The following is a 24,409-nucleotide window of genomic DNA, read 5'->3' as shown; positions in this document are numbered from 1 at the left end:
GGCTATCCCGCGGCCTTCGCCCGCCGCAGCGATTCGCGTGCCAGGAACTCGCGGAAGTAGTCCAGCGACTCCGGGCTGACGATCGCGGGCAGCAGCAGATCCCACGTGCGGGCCACGCGTTCGCGTAGGTCGGTGCCGGTCCTGGTGGCGCGAGAAAGCGCCTCGGCGCCCAGCATGGAGCCCAGGATCACCTCGGCGGCGCTCACGACATCCAGGTTTTCCTGCAGGTCGCCTTCCTCGGCGGCCTGGGTCAACTGTTCGGTGAGCTCGTCGAGCCAGCTCGTGTACACCCGGGTGGCGGCGGCATTGATGCCGCTGAACGTTCGCAGCAGTTGCATGCCGATCTGGGCGACCTGGTCCGATCGGGTGAAGTCGGCCACGACGAACAATCCGTGGATGGTGTTTTCCAAAGCCGGCGAAGAGGATTCGGCGATGGTGCGGAACGTGGTCAGCATCGCGGTGCCGCCGTCGCCGATGATTGCCTCGGCGAGGGACTCCTTGGAATCGAAGTGGTAGTACAGCGCACCCTTGGTCATCTCGGCCCGCGCGATGATGTCGCCGAGTCCGGTTGCCGGGTAGCCGTGAACGCTGAACAGGTCGACGGCGGCGGTGATGATCTTCTGCCGGGTCAGCTCGGATCGAGCCTGGCGTGCCATTGTGGCGTTCCTATCACTTTGTGTGGTGGCGCAGCGGCACCACCTTCTTGATGCCCACTGCGGTGCGACGCCGGATGAACTGGTTGAGGTAGCCGAGCCGGTCCGGCTCGACGAACCCGGGCATCGCCAACCGCCAGCCGTGCTCGAGGTCGGTGAGAAACCGCGGTGGATCGTCGAGGTCACTGGTCTGACGCACGCCCAGGTAGATCGACACCAGCAACCGGGCGACCGTCTCGGGGTCGGTGTGGGCGGTGAAATCGCCTTCGCCGATGGCCCGTTTGGCGATCCCGGCGAAGCCCTGCACCCATTCGTTCAGCACCCGCGGCCCCAGGTCGTCGGCCCGGCCGATGGATTCGACGAGGTTCAGGCAGGCCCGGGCGACGGGATCGCCGATGTCTTCAGCGGCAACCAGGCACGAGAGGTCGATCAACGTCTCCGCTCCCGACAGGTTGCGGGCCAGGACGTCCTCGACCGCCTTGTGGGCGCGCTCGGTCCGGTGCTCGACGATCGAGGCCGCCAATGCGTGCTTGGACCTGAAGTGGAAGTACAGCGCACCCTTCGTGACGCTGGCATCGGCCAGAATGTCGTCGAGGCTGACCAGGCTGTAGGGAGTGCGGGCGAACTGTCGCGCCGCGGCCTCCAGGATCTGCAGGCGCGTCAGCTCTGCTCGCCGGTCGAGCTGCTCAGTCACCACGGGGCCTTCCTGACTCTGATCGGCGGGCGGACGTGTCCTGATTTCGTCGTCGCCACCTGCAGACTCAAAGTCTTCGCCATACGTGCATAACATTCTAAAGGTATGTATCGTGCTTAGGGTGATAACTCTTGGTTCGTCGCGGGTTGTCCGTCCGGCGGTGGCATCTGCCACGGCCGCGGACGCTGTGGCGAGCACCACCATGTGGCGGTCGGCCGTAGCCAAGGGCTATCCTGAAGACGTTGCCATGGCCTGCACCGGCAATCCCCCTCGAATCCCGGTGCGGGCCATGGCGACCCCAAATTCTGGTACCTACCAAGGTTATTCAACCCTGATGAGGCGCCCTGTAGCTCAACCGGAGTGTCGCTAGCCGATGTGGGATGACGAATTCGACGTCGTTTGCTGTGGCTCGGGCCCCGGGGCGTTGGCGGCGGCAGTCGCGGCCGCAGATGCCGGGCTGGACGTGCATATCGTGCGTCCGGGAGCATCGCGATCGGTACCGCTCGGACCGGAGACTCCGTGGCTGGGCGCGGGCATCGAGGATGCCGAGACCCGCGACTACCTCGACGCGTTGTCGGCGGATCTGACGCCGGTCGACGACGCCGAGTACGACACCGCTCCGACGGTGCGGACGGTCAGCGTATGGGCCCCGGTTTCCGGACGCGGCCGGATCGCGCCGTTCTACGGCGCCCGGCTGCAGGACTGGGCGCAACAATGTCTGACTTCTCCCTACGGCGTGCTCTACACGCGGTTGGCGGACCGGGGTACCACCTCGATGGCGTCCGGCACCGGTGAGGAGATCCAGGTCAAGATGTTGGGCGCACTGGAGTCCGAGCCGGCCGCGGGTACCGCGGCGGTGCTCGATGACTGGTTGTCGGCGCAGGTACTCGAACGGCAGATACCGACCCTGGACAACGCCACCTTGCAGCGCCTTGTGTTCGAGGAGGGCGAGGTACTGGGCGCGGTGATCGACACCGCCGACGGTCCAGTGGCGCTGCGGGCCCGCCACGGCGTGGCCCTGTCGACCGAACCCCGTGGTGCGGGCCCGGCGACGGGTAAGGCCGGCGAGCCCGGAAAACCCTTGCAGGTCGGTCTGGTCGGCTACGGCGCGAGCAGATTCGGCCGGGTGGAGCTGCTGGAGCTCACGCGGGACGGAGCGGCACCGGGTTACTGCAGCTCCGGTGGGGTGCACGACACGAAGCGTGAGTCGTATCGCTCACGTGCGCGGCGCGGCTGAGAAATGCACCGCTACCCGCCCTTTGGCCAGTAGCGCAGCCATCTCGTGGCCGAGGATCGGCCTGGACAACAGGAAGCCCTGTGCGCGGTAGCAGCCGTGCCGCAACAACGTCAGCGCGGCCCGTTCGGTCTCCACGCCTTCTGCCACCAGTTGGAGGCCGAAAGCTCCGGCCAGGGCGATCACCGCACGCACGATCGGTAGATCGCCCGGGTCCGAACCGAGTCCGGCGACAAAGCTGCGGTCGATCTTGAGGGTGTCCACCGGCAGGGACTTCAACAGCGACAGTGCGCTGTAGCCGGTGCCGAAGTCATCGATGGCCACCTGCACGCCCACCTTGTGCAGTCCGGTCAGTGTCGAGCGGGTGGTTTCGATGTCCTGCACCACGATGCTCTCGGTGATCTCCAGACAGACCGAGCCGCGGGGCAGGCGGAACTCCTTCATGACCCCGGCTACCGACTCGACGAAGCCGTCGGTCACCAGCTGCACCGGCGACACGTTGATCCGCAGCACGATGTTGCGGCCGACACCGTTGGACCGCCACCGGGCGAACTCGGCGCATGCGTTCCGGAGCACCCAGCGGCCCAATTCGCCTGCCAGGTTTATCGATTCGGCCACACCGATGAAAGAGTCGGGGGACAGCAGGCCGCGGGTCGGGTGCTGCCAGCGGACCAGGGCCTCGGCGGCCAGCACCTCGCCGGTACGCATGTCGATCTCGGGCAGGTAGTGCAACACGAGCGCACCGCTCTCGATCACGCTCTGCAGGTGCAACTCGATGTCGTTGCGGAAGTCGATCTCCATCGACATCGCATCGGAGAACACCGCGACCTGATTGCCGCCGGAGTTCTTGGCGGTCAGCACTGCGTGGTCGGCCCGGTTGAGCAGATCGGAGGTGGAGTCGCGGCCCGGCATGCCCTCGGCCAGGCCGATGCTGACGGTGCGGGTGAGCATCTCGCCGTCGATGGTCACCCGTTCGCGCAGCACCGACTGGAGTCGGTAGGCCAGTGCGGTGGCAGCCTCCATAGTCATCGACGCCGCGGGAACGACGACGAACTCGTCACCGCCGAGTCGCGCGATGAGCTTCGGTTGGTCGTCTCCGTGCTGCAACCGTTCGGCCAGGATGCTGATGAAGGCATCTCCGGCGGTATGGCCGAGGTAATCGTTGATCGCCTTCAGCCGGTCCAGGTCGAAGAACATCACCACGACCGGGCCGGGTTGGCCCGGTGCCAGTCGCGACTCCAGGTGGGCCATGAGTGCTCGTCGGTTGTGCAGACCGGTGAGGTGGTCGTGATCGGCGAGGTAACGCAACCGGTCCTCGGCCTGGATGCGGGCCTGCACCTGGGCGAACAATGAGGCGATTGCCTTGAGGGCGTTGAGTTCGGCGGGCAGCCACTCGCGGTCGCCGAACTTGACGAACCCCAGGACACCGGTGGTCATGTCAGCGGACAACAACGGCACACAGGCCATCGACGTGATTGGGATGTGGCGTCCGGCCTCGATCGTGCGCTGGTAGTCGTCGGTGGCCGGCTCCGGACGGAATACCGTCGGTTCCTTGAGGTGCTCGGCCATCGCGAACACCGGATCGGCGTCGGCGAAGTGGATGACCGCGATCGGGTCGGTCTGCACGTCGGGCGGGCGCGGCGGCCACTCGGCCACCAGCCGCGTCGCGTGCGCCTCGTGATCGTTGTGGCGCAGAAAGCTTACGTCCACGTCGAAAAACGAGACCAGTTCGGCCAGCACCTGTTGGCTCACCGGGACCGAGGTCGCGGCATCGACCGCCATCAGTTGAGTAGCCACCGATGTGACGAGCAGTTCGAGGCTGCCTGGCACCAGATACCTCCGCCTATACCTCGGCACGTGACTCAGCCGTGCTGCGGCGTCGAACCCGTCCGGGCTCGACGTCTGCTGCGTACGGTCGGACGCGGCGCGTAGGACAACCTGAGCACCAGCGCCTGTGATTCGTCACGCTCGGTGCCCGTCAACCTGCGAAAAGCGTACTGCAGGTTGCCCAGTGCGTCGGCATGGTCGGGCGAGAGTCTGTGTCGGTCGTGGTCGTCATGGGCGTAGAGGAACACCGGCGATACCGGTTGAACCGCCAGCCCGTGGCGTTGGGCGCCGACCCAAACGGCCTCGACCGCCGATCCGGCCAGTGCGTAGTCGGTCAGCCGGCGGCCCTCGACCGAGACGACAGCCAGCGCCGAGCTCGAGGTGACCCGTTCGTAGGTGTCGTCGCCGAGGGCTGCGCCGGCGTTCCAGTCCGACAGCTTCGCCATCACCTCGGGCCGACGCAGGATGTCGAGCACCACCATGTCGGCCGGATCCAGCCCGAGCGTCGTCACGTCGATACCGGTATCGCCGTCTGGATCGCCGGGCCACCGCAGCTCCGACATCATCTCGCGATGCAGGGTCGGGGTGAGATAGCGGATTCGGTCCGCCTCGGCGAGTAGGCGTGCGGCGGTTTCGATCTCGGCCCGATCGTCGAGGATCCTCAGTTCGGCGCCCTCGTCGCGGGCGGCGGTCCGCAGGCCGTCGAGCACGTCGGCGGCGATCGGCACCGAGGTACCCCGGAGTCGATTGGTCTCCCGGGTCAGCATCGGTTCGTAGAGTTCGGCCAACTGCGGCGCGCTGCCGGGCGTGAAATCCACGATTCCGTACAGCGGCGTGCCCTCGTCGCCACGGGACCATTGCATGTGCCCGGTCAGGCCGTGTGCGGCGGCGGCCACCCGGGCATTGAACGCGGCCGCTCCCAGCGCCACCGCGCTGCCGCGGTACCCGACGTCCATGGCCGAGGTGCATTTCGTCGCCAACCGGAGATTGATCCGGTCCTCACTCGCCTCGATGTGCCACGGTTGGACGTTGCCGCCCGAGGGTGCGCGGGTCGCCGCGTCGGTGAGGATGTCTGCCAGCCCCATCGGTTCGGTGTGGACTTCCGCGGGGACTTCCGCGGGCGGGGGCACGGATCCGTTGCGCAGCGGATCGTCGATGCCGTCGAGCGCGTCCTCGACGTCGACGCGCACGCGCCCGGACGGCATCGGCTCACCGAGGCCGATGCGCCGCACCGCATTGGCGACGACGGTGGCCCCGAGTACGACCTCCGCGGCGAGTTGGGGCCAGGTGGTCAGTGTCTTGCCGACCTCCACCAGTGATGCCGCCATGCGGGGGGAGAGCTCGGACGCGTCGAGGATCCGCAGGACGTGAGGCACCTTGTCCTTGCTGCTGAGTCCGGTCAGGTCGCGTGCGGCGATGTCGCCGAGCAGGCCGTGCAGGATCGGCCGTGCGGGTTCCAGGTCGAACCGCTCGACGTCGAGCAGCCCACGGTCCCCTGTGGTCATCAGCACCGGCAGCCGCCGGGCTCGGGCGACCTCGCGGACAAGGACTTTCGCGTCCAGCGAGTCGCATTCCTCGACGACGACGTCGAGGCCACGCAGGAACTGATCGATGGACCCGGCCACTGCGCCGTCGCGATCGATACGAACCTTGATATACGGATCGATCTCGGCGATCCGGCGTGCGGCCACCACAGCCTTGTTCAAGCCCAGGTCGAACACGGTGCCCGGGACCCGGTTGAGGTTCGCCAACTCCAGTTCGTCGAAGTCGGTGAGCCGGATCTCGCCGCACAGTCCCTCGGTGGCGAGGTTGTAGGCGATGGCATGGCCGACGCTGAGGCCGATGACCCCGATCTTCAGGCTCGAGAGGCGGCGCTGCTCGTCGGCACTGATCAGATTGCGGTTGCGATCCAGGCGTAGCCGAGTGAACGCGGCCGGCCCCAGAATATGTACCAGGCAGCGGCGCCACGGGTAGTACGCCCACCGGGTCGGCTCATCGAGCATTTCGGTATCGACCGCAGGCACCAGCGTGCGCAGTGCAGCCTGCTGTTGGCGGCATTCATCGATGACGGTGATACGTGCATCCCGGCGCAGTTGGTCGAGGTTGCTACCCGAATGACCTTCGTGGCCGACGAATATCGCTCGATATTGGTCGGGGTCATTGTGATCGCTCAAGTCGGGGATCATCGTCGCGCTCCGCTGGAGGTGAGGGTGTCAACACCGGCGGCGGGGAGATGCACGCCGATTCGCTGGGCTTCGGCGAAGTAGCGCGACAGCTGGCCCGGATCGGCGTGGTTGGCGAAAGTTGTGCTGTCCCACCACATCATCTTGGTCTGGTATCGATCGTCCGGATAGGGAGTCGCCGGGATCTTCGCCGCCAGTACGCCGCCCGAAGACAACCAACGTTTCAGGACGTAGGCCGCCGCGGTGGCCATCGCGAACTGAATGTCCAGCAGCGTCATGGCATGTAACGGAATACGGGCCAGCAAATCGGTGAGTGCGCGACCCTGTTCGGGGTCATCACCCACCCAGGCGGTCTTCATCTCGACCACTCCGAAGGGCAGGCGGTCGGCGATCATTTTTCGCACCGAGTCGAGCGCGGGCTGTCCGCTCCATTCGACGATCGCGTGGCTTTCTTCGACGCTTCGGTGGGGCCCCTTGGCGCGCAGGCCGCCGACAACCCGGCCGGAGTTGTTGATTCCGACGCAGAACAGCGCCGTATCTGCGCCTGTCCGTAGCGCTTTCGGGTCCAATGCCTTTTCCACGCCGTGTTTGCGGTAGTTCGACTCGGCTCCGCGGACATATTCGTTCCACAGTTCGCGCTCGGCGGGCGGGCGGGCCACGACGATCGTGCACTCACTGTCGGGGTCCCACCAGGTTGGGCTTTCGTCCAACGTCACGCTGTGGCGGTCGACGGCATTGAGTTGGGGAGCGGTCATCTGGAATCCATTTCGTCGGTCAGCCGTACCTTCCGAAGGGACGGTTGATTTCGGTGAGTGGCACGGTGTTGCGAATACGTGTGACGAGTATTGCGCCGCCGCACAGTGGAATTCCAGCGAGCTGAGAAATCTTGTCTGGTCGCGGGATGAATTCTGCGGGGGGATCACCGATTTACGCACCGACCCGTGCAATTCTGGCAAATTCGGTAATCACCATTGATGCCGAATAGGCGTGCGGAGCGAGCGCATGGCAAAAATTATGAATTCATGTTGATGTCGAATGGGCGGTCGTCCGACGGCGCCGCAGGATTTTGCTGTGACGGTTCTCAGCCAGCCCCTCATGGGTTTGCGGATCCGCTACGCAATGGCGGGTCGTGTGCCCGCCGACGGGGGAGGGATGAGATTCTGGTGTCGATGACCGAGGAATATCCGAAAACATCTGCCCTGCCGGCCCGGGATGTCGGCAGGCTGTTGTTGCGTTGTGGAGACCGCCCCGGTCTGGTTGCGGCCATCAGCGGCTTCCTCACCGGCGCCGGTGCCAACATCGTGTCGTTGGATCAGCACTCCACCGAGCAGTCCGGCGGCACCTTCATTCAGCGCACGATCTTCCATCTGCCGGGCCTGGCTGCGGTGCGCGACGAACTCGAGCGCGATTTCAGGCGGCAGGTGGCCGAGCCGTTCGAGATGGACTTCCGCCTTACCGAGGCCTCCAAACCCAAGCGCGTGGCGCTGATGGCCTCCCGCGAGGACCACTGTCTGCTCGACCTGTTGTGGCGCAACCGGCGCGGCGAACTCGACATGTCCGTCGTCATGGTCGTCTCGAACCATCCCGACCTCGCCGATCAGGTGCGCGCGTTCGGTGTGCCGTTCCTCTACGTTCCCGCGACGCCGGACAACCGGGCCGAAGCCGAGCAGCGACTACTGGAGTTGTTGCGCGGCAACGTCGATCTGGTCGTGCTGGCCCGCTACATGCAGATTCTGACCCCGGAGTTCCTCGATGGCGTGGGCTGCCCGCTGATCAACATCCACCATTCGTTCCTGCCGGCGTTCATCGGCGCGGCGCCGTACCGCAGGGCCAAGGAACGCGGCGTCAAGTTGGTCGGTGCAACAGCGCATTACGTGACCGGCGATCTCGATGAGGGCCCGATCATCGAGCAGGACGTGGTCCGGGTGGACCACCGGCACTCAGTCGGCGATCTACGGCGTCTGGGTGCCGATGTCGAACGGCTGGTGTTGTCGCGGGCGGTGCTGTGGCACTGTGAGGACCGCGTAATCCGGTTCGGGAATCAGACCGTAGTCTTCTGACCACGGTCGGGAGGAGTTGAGCGTGAAAGTCTTCAATGGTCTTGACGAGTTCGTGGCGGCAAAGGGCAGCGAGTTGGGCCCGACCGAGTGGATGGAGATCACCCAGGATCGGGTGAACCTGTTCGCCGACGCCACCGATGACCATCAGTGGATTCACGTCGATCCCGAGAAGGCGGCCGGTGGACCCTTCGGTGGGACGATCGCGCACGGTCTGCTGACCCTGTCGCTGTTGCCGCATTTCACCCACCAGATGTATCGCGTCGACAACGTCAAGTTGGCGGTCAACTACGGCTACAACAAGGTTCGGTTCATCACGCCGGTGCGGGTCGGGGCCAACGTGCGGGCGCGTGCGGCGATCGCCGACGTAGCGCAACTCGACGGCGCGGTGCAGGCCACCATGACGGTGACGGTCGAGATCGAGGGCTCGGACAAGCCCGCTGCGGTCGCCGAGTCGATCGTCCGCTTCATCGGCTGAGTCTCTGCCGCCAGGTCTCCTCGGCCCTTTTCTGACAGTTGTCAGAATTCATTGACGCCCGTCAATGACCGCTGCTAGTGTTCTGCATCACAATGTAGAAGGAGCACTGTTTTGCAGCGTTCACTGCCGCGGACCGCGATCATCGGCGCGGGCATCAGCGGGCTCACCGCCGGAAAGATGCTCAAGGACTACCGGGTTCCGTACACGACGTTCGAGGCATCGGACCGTATCGGCGGAAACTGGGCCTTCGGCAATCCGAACGGGCACAGCAGCGCGTACCGCTCACTGCACATCGACACCAGCAAGCATCGGTTGTCGTTCAAGGATTTTCCGATCCCCGAGCACTTCCCGTCGTTCCCGCACCACTCCGATATCAAGGCGTACCTGGATGCCTACGCGAATGCCTTCGGGCTGTTGGAGAACATCGAGTTCAACAACGGGGTGGTGCGTGCGGCCCGCGTCGACGGGGGCGGTTGGGAGATCGAGGACCAGGCCGGCGCCCGCCGCGAGTTCGATCTGCTCGTCGTCGCGAACGGCCACCACTGGGATCCGCGACTGCCGGACTTCCCCGGGACGTTCACCGGTGAACAGATCCACTCGCACCACTACATCGACCCGCAGGAACCGCTGGAGCTGACCGGCAAGCGGATCCTGGTGGTGGGTATCGGGAACAGCGCCGCCGACATCACCGTCGAGTTGTCATCCAAGTCGCTGCAGAACCAGGTGACGCTGTCCACCCGATCGAGCGCCTGGATCGTGCCGAAATACATTGCGGGACAACCAGGTGACAAATACTTCCGGACCAATCCCCATCTGCCGTTGTCGTGGCAGCGCAAGTTCGCGCAGATGCTTGCGCCCGTGCTCGGCACCGATCCGACGATGTACGGGCTGCCGGCCCCGAATCACAAGCTCTTCGAAGCGCACCCGACACAGTCGGTGGAACTACCGTTGCGGCTCGGGTCCGGTGATGTCGTCCCCAAGCCGAATGTGTCCCGGTTGGACGGTGACACGGTGCATTTCGAGGACGGCACCAGCGGCGTGTTCGACGTGATCGTGTACGCGACGGGCTACAACATCACCTTTCCGTTCTTCGACCGAGATGTCGTCAGCGCCCCCGACAACCACATCCGGCTCTACAAGCGGATGTTCAAGCCGGGGATGAACGATCTGGTGCTCATGGGTTTCGCCCAGGCGATCCCGACGCTGTTCCCGTTCGTGGAATGTCAGTCGCGATTGCTGGCCGCCTATGCGGTGGGGCGGTACGGCCTGCCGCCGGTGGCGGAGATGGAGCAGGTGATCGATGCCGATCAACAGCTACACGCCGGACACTGCACCGACCGGCCGCGGCACACCCAACAGGTCGACTACTTCATCTACGAACACGACCTCCGCGTGCGCGAGCTACCCGCGGGAGCCAAGCGTGCCGCCGACGGTGCCGGCCTGATTGTGGGAGTGACGGCGTGACGTACAGCGAGCTCACGTTCCATTCGGCCGGTGACCGGTGCAGCGCATGGCATTTCCCCGCCACAGGCGACGACTTCACCGGCCCGGCGGGACGGCCGGTGGTGGTGATGGCTCACGGTTTCGGCGGCACCAAGGACTCCGGTCTGCAACCCTTCGCCGAGCGCTTCAGCGCGGCCGGTCTCGACGTGGTGGCCTTCGACTATCGGGGCTTCGGGGCCTCGGACGGAACACCGCGGCAGAGTGTTTCGGTCGAGCGCCAGATGGCGGATTACGGTGCGGCCATCGCGGCAGCGCAACGACTGCCGGGTGTGGATCGCCGCCGGGTGGTGCTGTGGGGATCGTCGTTCTCCGGTAGCCATGTCCTTCGGGTGGCCGCGCAGTGCGCCGATGTGGCCGCCGTGATCGGCATGACTCCGTTGACGAGCGGGCTGGCCGCGAGTCGCGCTGCGGTGGCACACCGCGATGTCGCATCGGCGCTGCGCTGGACACTGGCGGGTGTGAAGAGCCGCGTGGCGGTGGCGGCGGGCCGGGCGCCGACGCTGATGCCGTTGGCGGCCAAGCCGGGGGAGGCCGGCGCGCTGGCCCTCGACGGGGCCTTTGACAGCTACAGCGCGATCGCCGGGCCGACGTGGCGCAACGAAGTCGATTCGGCCATCGGCATGGAGCTGGTGCAGATTCGCACCGGTGCCGCGGCCAAGGCCCTGAAATGTCCTGTGCTGATCCAGGTTGCCGACTTCGACCGGTTCGTGCCGGCCAACTCGGTGATGAAAACGGCCGTGCAGGCCAGGGCTCAGGTCCATCACTACCCGTGCGACCACTTCGATGTGTGGCCGGGCCACGACTGGTTCGACACGGCTGCCGACGACCAGGTGAAGTTCCTCGCCCGGACATTGGGTTCAGCCTGACCTAGTCCGCGGGGAATGGCTAGCTGCGGTACAGCGCCGCAACGTCTCCCGGCCGTACCTTGAGCGCGGCATTGCGGGGAGTGCGTCGACGACCGCCACGGCCACCGGCACGTGATGGCTCGGCAGCGCCTCGCGCACCAGGTTCTTCAGTTCGGCGTCGGTGGGTGCTACGGCGTCCCGTCGTAGCTCGACCGCGGCGAACGGAACCGCGCCCAGGCGGGAATCCGGGACCCCCACGACGCAGGCATCGAGCACGCTGGGATGTGAGATCAGCACCCGCCGTACCGCTTCCGGGAGGACCTTGAAGCCGCCACGGTTGATCGCGCCGTCTCCGCGCCCGTGCAGGGTGACGAAGCCGTCGTCATCGATGGAAGCGAGGTCGGTGGTGCGCACCCAGTCCGGCCCGATGACGGTGACGGCGGCCTCGAGTACTCCGATGGTGCCGGCGGGCACTTCAGCGGCGGTGTCGGGGTCGACGATGCGGACCCGCACGCCGGGCAGGGGTCGTCCGACGCTGTCAGGTTTGTCCGCGCCGTACCGTTGGTACAGCTCGGGGGTCCAGCTGCATACCGATCCGGCGAATTCCGTTGCACCGTAGGCCCACAACAGCGGGATCCCGTAGCGACCCTCGAATTCCGCCCGCAGTTCCGGCTCCAACGGACCCGAGCCCCCGGACAACCCCTCCAGCGAGGACAGATCCTCGGGCGGCACGTCGGCCTGCAGCAGCATCCGGAGGATCGCGGGCTGCACCCCGGCGCGGGTGATCCGGTAGGTCTTGATCGCCCGAACCCATTCGGTGACGCTGAACTTCTCGAGCAACACCATGCGCTTGCCTGCGCACGGCGCGGCCAGTAGTTGGCAGACACCGATGCTGCCGAACGGCCAGTACACCAGCGCGGGCGGGGTGTCGGGGCCGACGACCTCGGTGCCCGCACCGATCGTCATGCTCAGCACGGTGTGCTCAAGCACGTTGGTGGCGACCGGGATTCGCTTGGGCGGTCCCGTGGTGCCGCTGGTGAGGATGTGCAGGCCGGACTGTTCCAGCGCCGGGTCGTGCCGCCTGCCCGGTTGCCGCGTCGCGGTCGTGCCGACCCGGAGCGGATCGCCCGACAGTGAGAGACCGGCCGACCCGGCCGCGGTCACCGCTCCATGCAGCTCCGGTGTCCAGTCGTCGACATCGGCGACAATCGCCGGCAGCGACAGTTTCTCGACATCTCGGGCGATCGCGGTGGCGGACTGGTACGAGTAGATCATCACCACCGGGCGTCGCGCGGCGATGAACCCGAGGATCGTCGCGGCGTGGGCCACCCGGTTACGCACCACGACGCCGACCGGTTCACCCGACAGCACCCCGGCATGGTCCAACGTGGCCGAGATCCGCCCGATGAACTGCGTTATCTCGTTGCCCGAATACCATTTTCGGGCGACCTCGATGAACGGCCGGTCGCCGTACGCCTCGAGCCCGGCCGCCAGGGCATCCGCGAAGTCCGTGCTCAAGGGGCTGGGCATGCCTAGAACTGGGTCGAGCCCAGGTCCACGGCTACCTTGCTGGCGGTGACGAACCGAGATTCGTCACTGGCCAGCCAGCATGCGGCGTCGGCGATGTCCTCGGGTTCGGCGATCCAATCCGGCAGGAACGGGGTCACCATCTGCATCAGGCCGGGGTTGGTCTCGTTGGCCCGGTTGAGCGCGGTCATCATGTCGCCGGTACCCATCGGGGTGTTGACCGCGCCGGGATGCAGGCTGTTGACCCGGATCCGGTGCTTGCCCAACTCGGCAGCGAAGGCGCGGGCCATGCCGGTGACGCCGTGCTTGCTGGCCGTGTAGTGCACCATGAACGGCTGCATCTTGATGCCGGCGGCCGAGCTGATCAGGATGATCGAGCCACCGCGGCCGCCGTCGATGATGTGTTGGGTGCCGGCCATCACGGTGTTCCAGGTCCCGGTGAGGTTGATGTCGATGACATCGCGGAACGACTCGGAGGTTGTCTCGTTCCAGGCCTCGGGCACGGTGATGCCGGCGTTGGCGATGATGATGTCGAGTCGGCCGAACTCGGCGACACCCTTGTCCACCACCGCCCGCAGGGCGTCGAGATCACGGGTGTCGGCGGCGACCGCCAGGATCCGCTTGCCGGTGGCCTCGACCAGGCGCACGGTCTCGGCCAGATCCTCGGGAGTAGCCGAGTCGTAGGGCACGCTCGGAGGCAGTGGCGCGGCGATATCGACCGCGATGATGTCGGCGCCCTCTTTGGCCATCCGGACCGCATGCGCGCGTCCCTGGCCGCGGGCAGCTCCGGTGATGAAAGCAACTTTTCCGGCGAGCCGCTCGGTCATGGATTCTCCTTAGTGGATAGGTATTTCAGAGTTGGCGCTGGGCGGCCTTGACCAACCCGCCGCCGATGATGAGTCGCTGGATCTCACTGGTGCCCTCGTAGAGACGCAGTAGCCGGACTTCCCGGTAGATCCGCTCGACCGGGACCTCACGCATGTAACCGCTACCGCCGTGGATCTGCACCGCGAGATCGGCGACATTGCCTGCCATTTCGGTGCAGAACAGCTTGGCCGCCGAGGGCGCGATGCGGCGGTCCTCGCCGGACACCCACTTGGCCGCGGCGTCGCGGACCAACGCACGTCCGGCCATCACCCCGGTCTGCTGGTCGGCGATCATCGCCTGCACCAGTTGGAAGCTGCCGATCGGTTGGCCACCCTGGGTGGCCGCGGCGGCGTAGGTCACCGACTCGTCGAGCGCGCGCTGGGCCGATCCCACTGCCAACGCGGCGATGTGGACCCGGCCGCGGGCCAGGGAGGTCATCGCGGCCCGGTAGCCGACATCCTCACTGCCGCCGACGAGTGCGCTGTTCGGCACCCGTACGTCGGTGAAATTGACGTCGGCGGTCCAGGCACCTTCCTGGCCCATCTTGGCGTCCTTGGCGCCCACTTCGACACCGGCTTCCTCGGCCGGCACGAGAAAGACGGCGATCCCCGGGCCGGCGTCGTCGGCGGGCCGGGTGCGGGCGAATACGACGAACAGATTCGCGGTGGGGGCATTCGTGATGAACCGCTTCTGGCCGTTGATCACCCAGTCGTCGCCGTCGCGAACGGCCTTGGTGCGTAGGCCCGCTGGGTTGGATCCGGCGCCGGGCTCGGTCAGTGCGAACGACGCGACGACGGCGCCGGAGGCAATGCCCTCCAGCCACCGGGTCTTCTGCTCGTCGGTGCCGAACCCCACCAGCACCTGCCCGGCGATGCCGTTGTTGGTACCGAACATCGACCGCAGTGCCAGCGAGGTATAGCCGAATTCCATTGCCAGCTCGACATCTTGGGCCAGGTTGAGCCCGAGGCCGCCCCACTCCTGCGGAATTGCGTAGCCGAACAATCCCATGTTCTTGGCCTGGTCGCGGAGATCGTCGGGCACCTGGTCGGTGGCCAGGATCTCGTTCTCGCGGGGTACCACGGCGGTGCGGATGAAGCTGCGGGTCTGCGCCAGGATCTCCCGAAAATCCTCGTCGCTGACTTCGGCGGGGGCCGCGGTGGTGGTCACAGGGAAGCTCCATTTCGTCGCGCCGCGATTCGCGGGGCTGATGAATCTCCAATATCGTATATGAAATATGATCTGGCTCAGACGGAGCCCCCACGACCGAAAGTTAGGTGATCAGGTGTCGTTGCTGACCGGTCAGACTGCAGTGGTGACAGGCGGTGCCCAGGGTCTGGGCCTGGCCATCGCGAAGCGTTTCATCGACGAAGGCGCCCGGGTGGTACTCGGTGACGTCAACCTGGAGGCCACCGAGGCGGCCGCCCTGGAATTGGGTGGGCCCGAGGTCGCGACCGCGGTGCGGTGCGACGTGACGTCGTCGGCTGAGGTAGAGGCACTCGTGCAGGCCGCCGTCGAGCGGTTCGGCGGGCTGGACATCATGGTCAACAACGCCGGCATCACCCGCGATGCGACGCTGCGGAAGATGACCGAGGATCAGTTCGATCAGGTCATCGCGGTGCACCTGAAGGGCACCTGGAACGGCACCAAATCGGCCGCGGCGATCATGCGGGAGAACAAGCGCGGCGCGATCGTGAACATGTCCTCGATCTCGGGCAAGGTCGGTTTGGTCGGCCAGACCAACTATTCGGCGGCCAAGGCCGGCATCGTCGGCATGACCAAGGCATCGGCCAAGGAACTCGCCCACCTCGGGGTGCGGGTCAACGCCATCCAGCCGGGCCTGATCCGGTCGGCGATGACAGAGGCTATGCCGCAACGGATTTGGGATCAGAAGCTGGCCGAGATCCCGATGGCCCGGGCCGGTGAGCCCGACGAGGTGGCCAAGGTCGCGCTGTTCCTGGCCAGCGACCTGTCGTCGTACATGACCGGCACCGTGCTCGAGGTAACCGGTGGCCGGCACGTATGAGTACCCGCGAGGCGGTCATCTGTGAACCGGTCCGCACCCCGATCGGCCGCTACGGCGGCATGTTCGCGTCCCTGTCGGCCGTCGAACTCGGGGTCGCCGCGCTGAAGGGTCTGTTGGAGCGCACCGGGGTGGCACCCGAGCAGGTGCAGGACGTGATTCTCGGCCACTGCTATCCCAACAGTGAGGCCCCGGCCATCGGCCGGGTGGTGGCGCTCGATGCCGGGCTGCCGGTGACGGTCCCCGGCATGCAGGTCGACCGGCGCTGCGGTTCCGGGCTGCAGGCCGTGATCCAGGCTTGTCTGCAGGTTCGCAGCGGTGACAACGACCTTGTGGTTGCCGGCGGCGCCGAGAGCATGAGCAACGTCGCGTTCTACTCGACCGACATGCGGTGGGGCGGGGCGCGAAGTGGCGTGCGGATGCACGACGGGCTGGCGCGGGGACGCACCACCGCCGGTGGGCAGTTCTATCCGGTACCCGGCGGAATGATGGAGACCGCCGAGAATCTGCGCCGCGAATACGGCATCACCCGCGCCGAGCAGGACGAGCTCGCGGTGCGCTCGCATCGCAGCGCCGTGGCTGCCCAGCAGTCCGGGGTGTTGGCCGAGGAGATCATTCCGGTGACGGTCCGCTCTCGCAAAGGCGACGCGGTCATCGACACCGACGAGCACCCGCGCGCCGACACCACCATCGAAACCCTGGCCAAGCTCAAACCCGTTCTGCTCAAGCAGGATCCGGAGTCCACCGTGACCGCCGGCAACTCCAGCGGCCAGAACGACGCCGCATCCATGTGCATCGTCACCACTCCGGAGAAGGCTGCCGCGCTGGGACTGCGGCCGCTGGTGCGGATGGTGTCGTGGGGCTCGGCGGGCGTCGCCCCCGGCATCATGGGTATCGGGCCCGTACCGGCCACCGAGGTCGCGCTGGCCAAGGCCGATCTGCAGCTGAGCGATATCGATCTGATTGAGCTCAATGAGGCGTTCGCCGCCCAGGCGCTGGCCGTGATGAAGGAGTGGAAGTTCGGCGAGGCCGACTTTGAGCGCACCAACGTGCGGGGATCCGGGATCTCGCTGGGACATCCGGTCGGGGCGACCGGTGGGCGGATGCTCGCCACGCTGGCCCGGGAATTGGATCGGCGTCAGGCCCGCTACGGGCTGGAGACCATGTGTATCGGTGGCGGGCAGGGCCTGGCCGCTGTGTTCGAAAGGGTGGCATCGTGACCAAACTCGCCCAGACCCTGGGACTCAGCGAGTTCCAGACCGAGATCGTGTCGACGGTAAGGCAATTCGTCGACAAGGAAGTTATTCCGGCCGCCCAGGAGCTGGAGCACTCCGACACCTATCCGCAGGCCATCGTCGACCAGATGAAGGACATGGGCCTGTTCGGCCTCATGATCCCCGAAGAATACGGCGGGCTCGGAGAGTCTCTGCTCACCTACGCGCTGTGTGTGGAGGAACTGGCCCGCGGTTGGATGAGCGTGTCCGGGGTGATCAACACCCACTTCATCGTGGCCTACATGATCCGCCAGCACGGCACTGACGCCCAGAAGCAGAAGTTCCTGCCGCGCATGGCTATTGGTGAGACCCGCGGGGCATTCTCGATGTCCGAACCCGAGCTCGGATCGGATGTGGCGGCCATCCGCACCCGGGCGGCCAGACAGGCTGACGGTGATTACCTCATCAACGGCCAGAAGATGTGGCTGACCAACGGCGGCAGTTCGACCCTGGTCGCCGCGCTGGTGCGCACCGACGAAGGCGCCGAAAAGCCGCATCGCAACTTGACGGCCTTCCTGGTCGAAAAGCCCACCGGCTTCGGTGAAGTCGTCCCGGGGCTGACGATTCCGGGCAAGCTCGACAAGCTCGGCTACAAGGGCATCGACACCACCGAGCTGATCTTCGACGGCTACCGCGCCAGTGCCGACGACGTTCTCGGTGGCGCGACCGGGCAGGGCTTCTTCCAGATGATGGACGGGGTCGAGGTCGGCCGCGTCAACGTCTCGGCCCGGGCCTGCGGCGTCGGGATCCGTGCCTTTGAACTCGCTGTGCGTTACGCGCAGCAGCGGGAGACGTTCGGCAAGCCGATTGCCGAGCATCAGGCGGTGGCATTCCAATTGGCCGAGATGGCAACGAAAGTCGAGGCGGCCCATCTGATGATGGTCAATGCCGCCCGGCTCAAGGATTCCGGCGAACGCAACGATGTGGCCGCCGGCATGGCCAAATACCTGGCCAGCGAGTTCTGCTCGGAGGTCACCCAGCAGAGTTTCCGGATCCACGGCGGGTACGGCTACTCCAAGGAGTACGAGATCGAGCGGCTGATGCGCGACGCACCGTTCCTGCTGATCGGTGAGGGCACCAGCGAAATCCAGAAGAACATCATCAGCAAGCGGCTGCTGTCCGACTACCGGGTCTGAACCGTGTCCATACCCGATTTCGCTGCGCGGCCACAGCTGGCCGAGGATGTCGCCCGGCTGATCCGACGGCGGATCTTCGACGGCACGTATCCGGCGGGGAAGTACATCAGGCTCGAACAGCTTGCGGCCGAGCTGGGGATCAGCGTGACGCCGGTGCGGGAGGCGTTGTTCGGCCTGCGCACCGAGGGACTGCTGACCCAGCAGCCGCGGCGCGGGTTCCTGGTGCTGCCGGTCACCCGGCGGGACATCGACGACGTGGCCGGTGTGCAGGCGCACATCGGCGGACAGCTGGCGGCCCGCGCGGCCTGCCAGATCGCCGACGATCAACTCACTGAGCTCGAGCACATTCAGGAGCAACTGGAGGACGCATACGCGCAGGGCGACCACGACGGAGCGGTCAGGTTCAACCATGCGTTCCATCGATTGGTCAACCGATCGGCCGAGTCGCCGAAACTGGCTCAGCTGATGTCCCAGATCACCCGGTACGCACTGGAATCGGTGTATCCGATGGTCGAAGGCTGGCCCCAGCAGGCCACCCATGACCACCGCCGGATACTCGACGCCCTCAGGCAGCGGGACGCGGAGTCGGCCCGCGACGCCATGGCCGAGCACCTGTGCGCGGCCTCCAAGCCGCTCACCGATCACCTCGAGCGCCTCGGCGTGCTGGAGTAGCAAATTTGGATCCGAGAGAAAAGGTGGGGCGGCAATGCCAGGGGTTCTCGACGGAATACGGGTACTCGACTACGGGCGGTTCATCGCCGCACCCTGGTGCAGCGCGATCCTGGCCGATATGGGTGCCGACGTCCTGCGCGTGGAGAAGCGTGAAGGCGGTGAGGATCGCTGGGTGCAGGCCGTCACCGAGAGTGGCGAAGGGGGCACTTTCCTTCAGTGCAACCGCAACAAGCGTTCGTTGACGCTGGATTCCACCACGGCAGAGGGCGCCGAGATCACCCGACGACTGGTGGCGCAGGCCGACATCGTGATCGCCAACATGCCCGCGGCCGGGATGCGCGCCAGCGGACTGGATTACCAGACACTCAAGGCGGTCAAACCCGACATCATCCTGGCCAGTGCCACCGCCTACGGCGAGGGCGGTCCCTACAGCGAAAAGATCGGCTTCGACGGGGCCGGCCAGGTGATGTCCGGAGCGGTCTACCGGCAGGGCCTGCCGGATCAGCCGATCCGAACGGTGGTGCCCTATGCGGATTTCGGGACGGCGCTCACATTGTCGATCGGGGTGATGATGGCGCTCTATCACCGGGACAAGACGGGGGAGGGCCAGCACGTCGAGGGTGCCCTGCTGCCGACGGCGTTGATGCTGTCGAACGCCTTTCTGATCGAGCGGGAACTGCTGCAGGTCGACAAGCCCCGGATGGGCAACAAGGGTGCATCGGTCGCGCCGTGCGATCTCTACCGCACCGCCGACGATCAATGGGTCCTGCTGCAGGTGGCCGGACAGCCCATGTTCAAGCGGTGGTGCCGCCTGATGGGCCGGGAAGAACTGTTCGACGATCCCCGTTTCGCGAACGATGACATCCGTTGGGCCAACGGCGACATCCTCAACGACATCATGGCCGACTGGTGTGCCGACAAGACCAAGGCGCACGTGCTCGAACTCCTGGAAAAGGCGAAGATGCCTGCCGCGCCGCTGTATTCCACGCAAGAAGTCCTCGATGACCCGCATGTGCAGGCCATGGGCTACCTCCAGCGGGTGCCGTTTCCCGGGGCGTCGCGGGATGTGCCGATCATCGAAACGCCGTTCCGGATGTCGGCGACGCCCGGGACGATCCGGCGACGGGCTCCGCTGCTGGGCGAGCACACCGACGAGGTACTGGGTGAGATCGGGTACGACACAACGCAGATCACGGATCTACGGGCAAACGCGATCGTCTAACGGAGTAGCGCCCGCGCCTCAAGACTCCCGGTCAGTGCCCGGGTGGTGCGGAGGACGATCTGCCAGCGGCCGTCGATGCGGTTCAGGGTGAAATGGTTGGCGCCGGCGCGTGCCACGATCCACTTCCCGTCGCGGTGCACCACCAGCAGTGATTCACACACTGCCGCCGCGGTATCGCCGTCGACCGTGACCCGGGCGGGCCCGAGAAAATGGCAGGCGCCCCGGGCAATGAGGGTCTGATGCGCATCCGAGTTCACCATGGCCTCGACATCGGCGCGGCTGCGCATCTGCCAGCCTTCGACGTCGTAACTGCCGTCCTCGCTCCACAACGCCGCGACTTCACCGGCGGCACCGGCGTCGACGAGCGGGCCGTAGGAGGCGATCAGCTGCGTCACCTCGACCTGGTCGCTGAGTGCCTGGAGACGCTGTTCGAGGTCACGAAGCCGGGATTCGATGGGATCTCCTTGATGTGATGTCACAGTGGTGTCGCTATCGATTGCAGGGCCGCCAGTTGGTCGCAGTAGTGGCCGGCGTCGGTCGCCTGCAGGCGGCAGGTGACGATGGTGGCGCCGACGTCGCGGAGCCGTTCGAGTTCGCGCGCCGCCGAGGCGGCCGCTCCGATCGGGTCCAACACCGGGCCCGGCGACAGCACGACCTCGAAATCGTCGGGCAGCGTGAACTTGGTGAGAAGCTCCGAGATCGCCTCTGGGCGAAGGCCGAACGGTACCCACCCGGTTCCGAGCTGGACGGCCCGGCGCAACGAGCGTTGTGTCCGGCCACCCACCCAGATGGGGGGATCGGTGGCGAGCGCGTGCGGTTCGATGATCAATCCGTCCACCTCGCGTTGACCCCACGCGGCCCGGAGCTGCTCGATGGCCTGGTCGGCCGCGGCACCGCGATCGGTCCACTCGGCGCCGAGCAGGTCGAATTCCTCCTTCAGGGAACCGACGCCGACCCCGAGAACCACCCGACCCTGACTGAGGCGGTCCAGCGTTCCGTAGCTCTTGGCCAGATGAAGTGGATGGTGGTAGCCGAGGACCAGTACGGAGGTGGCCAACCGGATGCGTCGGGTTCGTGCGGCCAGGAATGACAAGGTGGCCAGTGGATCCCAGTACGTCGCACCCCGCACCGTGGCGGCCGGCGCCGGCACTCCGATGTGCTCCGAACACGTGAGATGGTCGTAGCCCAGGCCGTCGGCGGCTTCGGCGATCAGCGCTAGTTCGTCGGGTCCGGCAGTTGCTTCCCAAGGTGAAGCGACACCGGGCTGCTGGATCACGACGGGGGTGGCCAGACCGAGTTTCACCGCGCGTCGTCCGGATCTTCGGCACCGATCAGCCGACGCATCATCTTGTCGGAGCGCAGGATCGTTGCGGCCCGGTCCGGATTATTATGGGCAAGAGCGACTTTCGCATGCTGCGAGATGACGTGCACGGGGCCGTCGCCGAGCGCGGCGAGACCTTCGGCGGCGACATCGTCAGGTTCGGACACCAGCATTCCGGGGATATCGAAGTTCAGTCCAACCCGTTGCATCGCCGGGGTGCGGGTTACCCCGAGGACGAGTTCGAGCACGTCGACGTTGTCGTCCCGTAATTCCAGCCACAGGCTTTCGGCGAAGATCCTGCCGAATGCCTTGACGCCGCCGTACACCGTGTGCCGGTTCGACCCGAGGTACCCGGCCATCGATCCGACCAGCAGGATGCCGCCACGGCGGCGGCTGCGCATCGCGGCCCCGAAGTGATGAACCAACGCCAGCGGAGTGGTGATGTTCAGGTCGATGACCCGTTGAAACGCGGCGAGGTCGCCGTCGAGGAACTCCGCGCTGTGGGTGTTGGCGCCGGCGTTGTGCACCAGCAGGCCCACCTCGACGTCCGCGACCGCCTCGGCGACGGCATCGACCGAGGACGGCTCCGAGAGGTCGACACTCAGGGTGCGGACCTCGACCCCGAGTGCGCGACAGCGATCGGCCGTCTCTTCCAGCGGGCCTGACCTGCGGGCAAGCAGAAGCAGATGGATGCCGGCCGCGGCGAGCTGGAGTGCGAAGGATCTGCCGACGCCTTCCGAACCGCCGGTGATCACGGCCCACGGGCCGTACTTGCGGGCGTCGAACGCCGTCACGCCGTGCTGGGCACCTTCTTCGGTCACCAGTCTGTTGTAGCATCGCCTTGTCCAAATTTCTAGAATCAATTCTAGTTTTGTGAGGAGTTCGTCTCGATGCCGCGCATCGGAACACCACGGGAACCGGGGCACGCCTCGACGCCCCGCCAACTGGAACGCAATGCCGCGATCTTGCGCACGGCGGTCCGGCTGGGGGCGTTGCACGGGCTGGAGCGGGTCCAGATGTCAGACGTCGCCGCTGAGGCAGGCGTTGCGCTCGGCACGCTCTACCGCTACTACCCGTCCAAGCATCATCTGTTCGCCGCGGCGCTCGTCGCGTCGGTCCGAGCGATGCCCGAACCGGCAGGTATCCCGGACGATCCCGTCGCGGCTGTGCGCGATTTCCTGGGCGAAGCCGCCAATTGGCTGCTGGCGCAGCCGCTACTGGCCCGGGCGATGTTGGTTTCGATCAACGCGATTCGGTCGTCGGCCGACGCGCCGGCGGACCTGTCGACGCGGGAGCGGATCCTGGCGGTTGCAGGGGTCCTCGAACCCACCGATGAGGATCATCGGCTGGCCCGGATGGTCGAGCAATGTATGTACGGGATCCTGACCTGGGCCACGGCGGGTCAACTCGATGCGCAGAGCGCGGTCGCGGATGTGCGGTATGCCTGTGAACTGCTACTGGCGCCCTGGAATTCAGGGAAGCGCTAGAGCACACCTTCCCTCAGCATGGCGCGCAGCGCGGTGGTGTCGACCTTCCCGGTGGCGCCGCGCGGAACGGCCTCTTCCCGGTCGAGCAACAGCCAGAGCGTGGGCACTTTGAACGAGCTGATGACGGCCTGTGTGGCGGTCCGCAGCGCCGCTTCCGAGAGTCCGTCGCCGACGAGCGCGGCGCCCACCCGATTGGCCTGACCGTCAGGGACGTTCACGACGTGAGCTACCCGGACACCGGGTAGGGACCGAAGCGCCCGCTGCACCTCACTCGGGTACACGGTCGCGCCGCGGACTTTGAACATGTCGTCGGATCTTCCGCGGTGGAACATGAACCCGTCGGCATCGAGGTAGCCCAGATCTCCGGTCGCGTAGTAGCCGTCCGGAGTGAAGACGTCTTCGCGACTGCGACGGCAGATCCCGCGCATGACATGCCGACCGCGGATCTGGATCTCGCCGACCGCCCCCTCGTGCAGTGGCATACCGGTTGCGGAGTCGACGATGCGAACGTCCATTCCCGGGAAAGGTTTGCCGCAGCTTCCCCACGCGGAACGGGGCATGTCGACATCCGCCGGATAGCCGCAGTAGGGCCCGAACGATTCGGTCATGCCGAACAGCGATGCCCGCGCGCTGGGCTCCGAACGGAGGTGCGCCGGGAGCAGGGCCTCCAGGCTTCCCGGTTGCAGCATGGACAGGTCGACGCTCGCGGGATGGCGGGCGAGCGCTTCGGCCTGCTCGGGCCATCCACGGAACAACGTAACCTGCTCACGCTGAAGGAGTTCCAGGGTGGATTCGGGGTGCGGAACAGGCTCGGTCACCAGGGTGGCCCCGGCCACCAGGGCCGACAGGATGCCTGCCCCGAAACCGCCGATCCAGAAGAACGGCATCGGCAGGTACAGCCGGGTCTCGGCGGTGATGCACCGGGCATGGAGACCGGAACGCACCGCACCCAAGGCGTTTCCGTGGGAGTGGACGACGCCTTTCGGCGCGCCACTGCTGCCCGAGGTGAACATGATGACCAGTGGGTCGCTGGGCCGCACCGGCGGCAGGGGTGCACGGCCGGTGAATCCGAGGACGTCAGCGGGGGTCCAGGTCCCTCGCAGCGAGGGCACCGGACCGTGCGGGTAGCGGCGGCCGCGGAATTGTTCGACGGCGATCAGATACTGCACGGAGGCGGTCCGCAGCTGTGCGGTGAGTTCCCGGCCGGTCAACAGCGTGCTCAGCGGGACAAGGATCGCCCCTATTCTGGTGATTGCCAGGGCAATCCGTACCCAGTCTGCGGAGTTGGGCATGATCAGGCCGACCCGAGACCCCTTGGCGATACCGGCTCGAATGAGTCCGGCGGCCAGGCCGCGGGTGTCGGCGTCGAGTTCGGCGTAACTGATGCGGGTATCGGGATCGATCACCAT

23 protein-coding genes are annotated in these 24,409 nt (G+C 66.2%); 11 read left to right on the top strand and 12 right to left on the bottom strand.

What is annotated here, in order from left to right:
- Positions 1 to 2: 2 nt before the first annotated feature.
- Together JOF57_RS16480 and JOF57_RS16475 are read right to left on the bottom strand one after the other, a co-directional pair.
- Positions 3 to 656, bottom strand: coding sequence for a ScbR family autoregulator-binding transcription factor (locus tag JOF57_RS16480; protein WP_209918199.1), 654 nt, complete (start codon positions 654 to 656; stop codon positions 3 to 5).
- A 13-nt stretch (positions 657 to 669) separates the two neighbouring features.
- Positions 670 to 1,347, bottom strand: coding sequence for a TetR family transcriptional regulator (locus JOF57_RS16475; RefSeq protein WP_307870037.1), 678 nt, complete (start codon positions 1,345 to 1,347; stop codon positions 670 to 672).
- Between the two features lie 373 nt (positions 1,348 to 1,720).
- Between JOF57_RS16475 and JOF57_RS16470 the strand changes: the two genes are divergently transcribed.
- Complete coding sequence (locus JOF57_RS16470; RefSeq protein ID WP_209918195.1) at positions 1,721 to 2,584, top strand: FAD-binding protein; 864 nt, start codon at positions 1,721 to 1,723, stop codon at positions 2,582 to 2,584.
- Here JOF57_RS16470 and JOF57_RS16465 read toward each other — a convergent pair.
- The 3 genes from JOF57_RS16465 to JOF57_RS16455 form a co-directional block, all read right to left on the bottom strand.
- A complete protein-coding gene (locus tag JOF57_RS16465) occupies positions 2,564 to 4,363 on the bottom strand; it encodes a putative bifunctional diguanylate cyclase/phosphodiesterase (RefSeq protein ID WP_234938572.1) in 1,800 nt (599 codons plus the stop codon). The two genes, JOF57_RS16470 and JOF57_RS16465, sit on opposite strands and share 21 nt — an antisense overlap.
- Before the next feature lie 80 nt (positions 4,364 to 4,443).
- Positions 4,444 to 6,594, bottom strand: coding sequence for an Rv1355c family protein (locus JOF57_RS16460; RefSeq protein WP_209918192.1), 2,151 nt, complete (start codon positions 6,592 to 6,594; stop codon positions 4,444 to 4,446).
- Entirely contained in the window at positions 6,591 to 7,346 is a 756-nt protein-coding gene (locus JOF57_RS16455) for a hypothetical protein (RefSeq protein ID WP_209918189.1), read from the bottom strand. The genes JOF57_RS16460 and JOF57_RS16455 overlap by 4 nt, the downstream gene beginning before the upstream one ends.
- Before the next feature lie 414 nt (positions 7,347 to 7,760).
- Between JOF57_RS16455 and purU the strand changes: the two genes are divergently transcribed.
- The 4 genes from purU to JOF57_RS16435 all read left to right on the top strand — a co-directional run bounded on the left by purU (position 7,761) and on the right by JOF57_RS16435 (position 11,495).
- Positions 7,761 to 8,651 carry a formyltetrahydrofolate deformylase gene (gene purU / locus JOF57_RS16450; RefSeq protein WP_209918187.1) on the top strand — a complete coding sequence of 297 codons (891 nt, stop codon included), beginning with the start codon at positions 7,761 to 7,763 and terminating at the stop codon, positions 8,649 to 8,651.
- Positions 8,652 to 8,673: 22 nt separating this feature from the next.
- Positions 8,674 to 9,126 carry a MaoC family dehydratase gene (locus JOF57_RS16445; RefSeq protein ID WP_209918185.1) on the top strand — a complete coding sequence of 151 codons (453 nt, stop codon included), beginning with the start codon at positions 8,674 to 8,676 and terminating at the stop codon, positions 9,124 to 9,126.
- A gap of 111 nt (positions 9,127 to 9,237) precedes the next feature.
- Complete coding sequence (locus JOF57_RS16440; RefSeq protein WP_209918183.1) at positions 9,238 to 10,590, top strand: flavin-containing monooxygenase; 1,353 nt, start codon at positions 9,238 to 9,240, stop codon at positions 10,588 to 10,590.
- On the top strand, positions 10,587 to 11,495 hold the full coding sequence (locus JOF57_RS16435; protein ID WP_209918182.1) for an alpha/beta hydrolase: 909 nt from the start codon (positions 10,587 to 10,589) through the stop codon (positions 11,493 to 11,495). The genes JOF57_RS16440 and JOF57_RS16435 overlap by 4 nt, the downstream gene beginning before the upstream one ends.
- Here the strand turns inward: JOF57_RS16435 and JOF57_RS16430 are convergent.
- Genes JOF57_RS16430 through JOF57_RS16420 form a run of 3 tightly spaced genes read right to left on the bottom strand, consistent with a single transcriptional unit; the run spans position 11,487 to position 15,035 of the window.
- Positions 11,487 to 13,004: a class I adenylate-forming enzyme family protein gene (locus JOF57_RS16430; RefSeq protein ID WP_209918180.1), complete on the bottom strand. Its 1,518-nt coding sequence runs from the start codon at positions 13,002 to 13,004 to the stop codon at positions 11,487 to 11,489. The two genes, JOF57_RS16435 and JOF57_RS16430, sit on opposite strands and share 9 nt — an antisense overlap.
- A gap of 2 nt (positions 13,005 to 13,006) precedes the next feature.
- Positions 13,007 to 13,828 (bottom strand): mycofactocin-coupled SDR family oxidoreductase, encoded by an 822-nt coding sequence (locus JOF57_RS16425; protein ID WP_209918178.1) that lies wholly within the window; start codon positions 13,826 to 13,828, stop codon positions 13,007 to 13,009.
- A 25-nt stretch (positions 13,829 to 13,853) separates the two neighbouring features.
- The gene (locus JOF57_RS16420) at positions 13,854 to 15,035 is read right to left on the bottom strand and encodes an acyl-CoA dehydrogenase family protein (RefSeq protein WP_209918176.1); all 1,182 of its coding nucleotides are present in this window, start codon (positions 15,033 to 15,035) and stop codon (positions 13,854 to 13,856) included.
- 67 nt (positions 15,036 to 15,102) lie between these two features.
- Here JOF57_RS16420 and fabG point away from each other — a divergent pair, with 67 nt between their 5' ends.
- Genes fabG through JOF57_RS16395 form a run of 5 tightly spaced genes read left to right on the top strand, consistent with a single transcriptional unit; the run spans position 15,103 to position 20,192 of the window.
- Positions 15,103 to 15,891, top strand: coding sequence for a 3-oxoacyl-ACP reductase FabG (gene fabG / locus JOF57_RS16415; protein WP_209918173.1), 789 nt, complete (start codon positions 15,103 to 15,105; stop codon positions 15,889 to 15,891).
- Entirely contained in the window at positions 15,888 to 17,108 is a 1,221-nt protein-coding gene (locus tag JOF57_RS16410) for an acetyl-CoA C-acetyltransferase (RefSeq protein WP_209918170.1), read from the top strand. The genes fabG and JOF57_RS16410 overlap by 4 nt, the downstream gene beginning before the upstream one ends.
- Positions 17,105 to 18,298 carry an acyl-CoA dehydrogenase family protein gene (locus tag JOF57_RS16405; RefSeq protein WP_209918169.1) on the top strand — a complete coding sequence of 398 codons (1,194 nt, stop codon included), beginning with the start codon at positions 17,105 to 17,107 and terminating at the stop codon, positions 18,296 to 18,298. The genes JOF57_RS16410 and JOF57_RS16405 overlap by 4 nt, the downstream gene beginning before the upstream one ends.
- A gap of 3 nt (positions 18,299 to 18,301) precedes the next feature.
- On the top strand, positions 18,302 to 18,970 hold the full coding sequence (locus JOF57_RS16400) for a GntR family transcriptional regulator (protein WP_209918166.1): 669 nt from the start codon (positions 18,302 to 18,304) through the stop codon (positions 18,968 to 18,970).
- Between the two features lie 34 nt (positions 18,971 to 19,004).
- Positions 19,005 to 20,192 carry a CaiB/BaiF CoA transferase family protein gene (locus JOF57_RS16395; protein ID WP_209918163.1) on the top strand — a complete coding sequence of 396 codons (1,188 nt, stop codon included), beginning with the start codon at positions 19,005 to 19,007 and terminating at the stop codon, positions 20,190 to 20,192.
- Here the strand turns inward: JOF57_RS16395 and JOF57_RS16390 are convergent.
- From JOF57_RS16390 to JOF57_RS16380, 3 genes are read right to left on the bottom strand one after another with little or no spacing between them, the layout of a single operon-like run.
- Positions 20,189 to 20,671 (bottom strand): nuclear transport factor 2 family protein, encoded by a 483-nt coding sequence (locus JOF57_RS16390; protein WP_307870036.1) that lies wholly within the window; start codon positions 20,669 to 20,671, stop codon positions 20,189 to 20,191. The two genes, JOF57_RS16395 and JOF57_RS16390, sit on opposite strands and share 4 nt — an antisense overlap.
- The gene (locus JOF57_RS16385; protein ID WP_209918161.1) at positions 20,668 to 21,495 is read right to left on the bottom strand and encodes a TIGR03619 family F420-dependent LLM class oxidoreductase; all 828 of its coding nucleotides are present in this window, start codon (positions 21,493 to 21,495) and stop codon (positions 20,668 to 20,670) included. Before JOF57_RS16385 ends, JOF57_RS16390 begins: the two co-directional genes overlap by 4 nt.
- Positions 21,492 to 22,334 (bottom strand): SDR family NAD(P)-dependent oxidoreductase, encoded by an 843-nt coding sequence (locus JOF57_RS16380; RefSeq protein WP_307870035.1) that lies wholly within the window; start codon positions 22,332 to 22,334, stop codon positions 21,492 to 21,494. The genes JOF57_RS16385 and JOF57_RS16380 overlap by 4 nt, the downstream gene beginning before the upstream one ends.
- A 69-nt stretch (positions 22,335 to 22,403) precedes the next feature.
- Here JOF57_RS16380 and JOF57_RS16375 point away from each other — a divergent pair, with 69 nt between their 5' ends.
- The gene (locus tag JOF57_RS16375; RefSeq protein ID WP_209918159.1) at positions 22,404 to 23,000 is read left to right on the top strand and encodes a TetR/AcrR family transcriptional regulator; all 597 of its coding nucleotides are present in this window, start codon (positions 22,404 to 22,406) and stop codon (positions 22,998 to 23,000) included.
- On the opposite strand, the gene JOF57_RS16370 is transcribed toward JOF57_RS16375, so the two are convergent.
- The gene (locus JOF57_RS16370) at positions 22,997 to 24,409 is read right to left on the bottom strand and encodes a class I adenylate-forming enzyme family protein (protein WP_209923417.1); all 1,413 of its coding nucleotides are present in this window, start codon (positions 24,407 to 24,409) and stop codon (positions 22,997 to 22,999) included. The two genes, JOF57_RS16375 and JOF57_RS16370, sit on opposite strands and share 4 nt — an antisense overlap.

It is taken from the genome of Mycolicibacterium lutetiense, assembly GCF_017876775.1.
Lineage (GTDB): Bacteria > Actinomycetota > Actinomycetes > Mycobacteriales > Mycobacteriaceae > Mycobacterium > Mycobacterium lutetiense.
The sequence above is the reverse complement of the archived record's forward strand: the minus strand, read 5'-3'. Positions and strand labels throughout refer to the sequence as shown.